The following is a 2977-nucleotide window of genomic DNA, read 5'->3' on the forward strand; positions in this document are numbered from 1 at the left end:
GTGTACGGCATCATCATGGGCGGCTGGGCTTCAAACTCGAAGTACCCGTTCCTCGGCTCGCTGCGGTCGGCGGCGCAGATGGTGTCCTATGAGGTCTCGATCGGCCTGATCATCGTCAACGTCATCCTGCTGGCCGGGTCGATGAACCTGACCGCGATCGTGTCGCAGCAGGACGGCTGGATCTGGAACTGGTTCGCCTTCGGCGGCGGCCTGGACACCTGGCCGACCGTGGTCGTGATGTTCCCGATGGCGATCATCTTCTTCATCTCGGCCCTGGCCGAGACCAACCGCCCGCCGTTCGACCTGCCCGAGGCGGAATCGGAACTGGTGGCCGGCTATCAGGTCGAATACAGCTCGACCCCCTACCTGCTGTTCATGATCGGCGAATACGCCAACATCGTCTTCATGTGCGTGATGATCAGCCTGCTGTTCTTCGGCGGCTGGAACCCGGGCTTCCCGATCGACTTCGCCGCCGACTGGCCCGAATGGGTGCGCAACCTGTTCCTGTTCGGCGTGCTGTTCGTGAAGATCGTCTTCTGGTTCTTCATGTTCGCCCTGGTGAAGGCCTTCGTGCCCCGTTACCGCTATGACCAGTTGATGCGCCTGGGCTGGAAGATCTTTCTGCCGACGTCGCTGGTGGCCGTGGTGGTCGTGGCGGCCTGGCGGGTGTTCGGGGTGGGGGCGTGATCCGCATGACCCTGATCGCCGCCATCACCCTGGGGACTGGCGCCTGCGCCTTTCAGCCCTATGAGGCCATGCCGACCACGCCGAGCCAGTGGCAGCGCCGCCAGGACGAGATCGTCCGCCGCGAGGAAGAGCGCACGCGCCTGTGCCAGATGATGAACAAGGACACGGATCGCTATCGCCGCGACTGCCGCCGTCCGGGAGACCCGCAATGATCGCCCGCCTGAAGCAAGCCGTGAAAGGCGCCCTGCTGGTCGACGCCGTGGGGGCCGTCGGCCTGACCGTCAAATACATGCTCAAGCCCAAGGCGACGGTGAACTATCCGTTCGAGCGCAACCCGCAGTCGCCGCGTTTCCGGGGCGAGCACGCCCTGCGCCGCTATCCGAACGGCGAGGAGCGCTGCATCGCCTGCAAGCTGTGCGAGGCCATCTGCCCGGCCCAGGCCATCACCATCGAGGCCGAACCGCGCGCCGACGGCAGCCGTCGCACGACCCGCTATGACATCGACATGGTCAAATGCATCTACTGCGGCCTGTGCCAGGAGGCCTGCCCGGTGGACGCCATCGTCGAGGGACCGAACAGCGAGTTCGCCACCGAGACGCGCGAGGAACTGTATTACGACAAGTCCCGTCTGCTGCTGAACGGCGATCGCTGGGAACGGCTGATCGCCAAGAATCTGGAACTCGACGCGCCGTATCGCTAAACCCGGCCGCGATTCCCCCGATGGGATCGCCGCACTGATCGTGAAAGGGGCTTGGTCCCGCAAATGCTGCAAGGACTCGCCTTCTATCTTCTGGCCGCGACGGCCGTGGTGTCCGGCCTGCTGGTCGTGACCGCGCGCAATCCCGTGCACAGCGTGCTGTGGCTGATCCTGGCCTTCTTCTCCTCGGCCGGACTGTTCGTGCTGATGGGGGCCGAGTTCCTGGCCATGCTGTTGGTCGTGGTCTACGTCGGCGCCGTCGCGGTGCTGTTCCTGTTCGTGGTCATGATGCTGGACGTGGACTTCGTGCGCCTGCGCGAGGGTTATGCGCGCTACCTGCCGCTGGGCGGCATCGTGGCGGGCATCCTGCTGGCCGAGATGATCATGGTGTCCATGGCCGTGGTGCAGGGCGGGGCCGCGCGCGACGTGACCGGCCCGGCCGTGGCGAGCGCCGACGCCTCGAATATCGAGACCATCGGGCGGGTGCTCTATACGGACTACGTCTATTTCTTCCAGGCGGCCGGGATCGTGCTGCTGATCGCCATGATCGGCGCCATCGTCCTGACGCTGCGACACAAGCCGGGCATCAAACGCCAGGACGTCAGCCGCCAGGTCGGCCGCGACGCCAAGACCGCCATGGAGGTCAAGAGCGTCCAGACCGGCGTGGGCGTGACGCCCGAGGAGCTTCGCTGATGGACATCACCTTGCAGCACTATCTGGCGGTCGGGGCCATGCTGTTCACCATCGGGGTGTTCGGCATCTTCGTGAACCGCAAGAACGTCATCATCATCCTGATGTCGGTCGAGCTGATCCTGCTGGCCGTGAACATCAATTTCGTCGCCTTCTCGACCCATCTGAACGACGTGGCCGGGCAGGTGATGGCCATGTTCGTCCTGACCGTTGCGGCCGCTGAAGCCGCCGTGGGTCTGGCCGTGTTGGTGACCTTCTTCCGCAACCGCGGCGACATCGCGGTCGACGACGCCAGCGTGATGAAGGGCTGACCGTGAATATCGAGACCCTCGTCACCCTCGGCGTCTTCGCCCCACTGCTCGGCGCCGCCGTCGCCGGCCTGACCGGCCGCCGCATCGGCGATGTCGCGTCGCAGACGATCACCACCGGCCTGCTGTTCTTCTCGTGCGCCGTGGCCTGGATCGTCTTTTACCAGCACACCTGGGGCCACATGGCGCCGTTCACGCTGGAGCTGTTGCCGTTCATCAACGTCGGCGACTTCCAGTCGACCTGGTCGATCCGCATCGACGCCCTGTCGGCGACCATGCTGGTGGTGGTCACCACGGTGTCGTCGCTGGTCCACCTGTATAGCTGGGGCTACATGGCCCAGGACCCGGACAAGCCCAGGTTCTTCGCCTATCTGTCTCTCTTCACCTTCGCCATGCTGGCGCTGGTGACCGCCGCCGACTTCATGCAGTTGTTCTTCGGCTGGGAAGGGGTGGGGCTGGCGTCCTATCTGTTGATCGGCTTCTGGTACAAGAAACCGTCGGCCAGCGCCGCCGCCATCAAGGCCTTCGTCGTCAACCGCGTCGGCGACTTCGGCTTCGCCCTGGGCATCATGACCGTGTTCTGGATGTTCGGCAC

General features: G+C 64.8%; 6 protein-coding genes. All 6 read left to right on the forward strand.

Annotated elements, in window-relative coordinates; genetic code table 11:
- Positions 1-687, forward strand: a 687-nt coding sequence (locus V7D63_RS13370) for a complex I subunit 1/NuoH family protein (protein WP_333592770.1), incomplete at its 5' end; no start/stop codon positions are given.
- Positions 684-899, forward strand: coding sequence for a hypothetical protein (locus V7D63_RS13375; protein ID WP_333592771.1), 216 nt, complete (start codon positions 684-686; stop codon positions 897-899). The genes V7D63_RS13370 and V7D63_RS13375, both read left to right, overlap by 4 nt.
- Positions 896-1387: an NADH-quinone oxidoreductase subunit NuoI gene (gene nuoI, locus V7D63_RS13380; RefSeq protein WP_333592772.1), complete on the forward strand. Its 492-nt coding sequence runs from the start codon at positions 896-898 to the stop codon at positions 1385-1387. The genes V7D63_RS13375 and nuoI overlap by 4 nt, the downstream gene beginning before the upstream one ends.
- 63 nt (positions 1388-1450) lie before the next feature.
- Positions 1451-2077 (forward strand): NADH-quinone oxidoreductase subunit J, encoded by a 627-nt coding sequence (locus V7D63_RS13385; RefSeq protein ID WP_333592773.1) that lies wholly within the window; start codon positions 1451-1453, stop codon positions 2075-2077.
- A complete protein-coding gene (nuoK, locus tag V7D63_RS13390) occupies positions 2077-2385 on the forward strand; it encodes an NADH-quinone oxidoreductase subunit NuoK (RefSeq protein ID WP_333592774.1) in 309 nt (102 codons plus the stop codon). The genes V7D63_RS13385 and nuoK overlap by 1 nt, the downstream gene beginning before the upstream one ends.
- Positions 2386-2393: 8 nt before the next feature.
- Positions 2394-2977, forward strand: a 584-nt coding sequence (locus tag V7D63_RS13395) for a proton-conducting transporter transmembrane domain-containing protein (protein ID WP_333592775.1), incomplete at its 3' end; no start/stop codon positions are given.

It is taken from the genome of Brevundimonas sp. (genome assembly GCF_036732845.1).
Lineage (GTDB): Bacteria > Pseudomonadota > Alphaproteobacteria > Caulobacterales > Caulobacteraceae > Brevundimonas.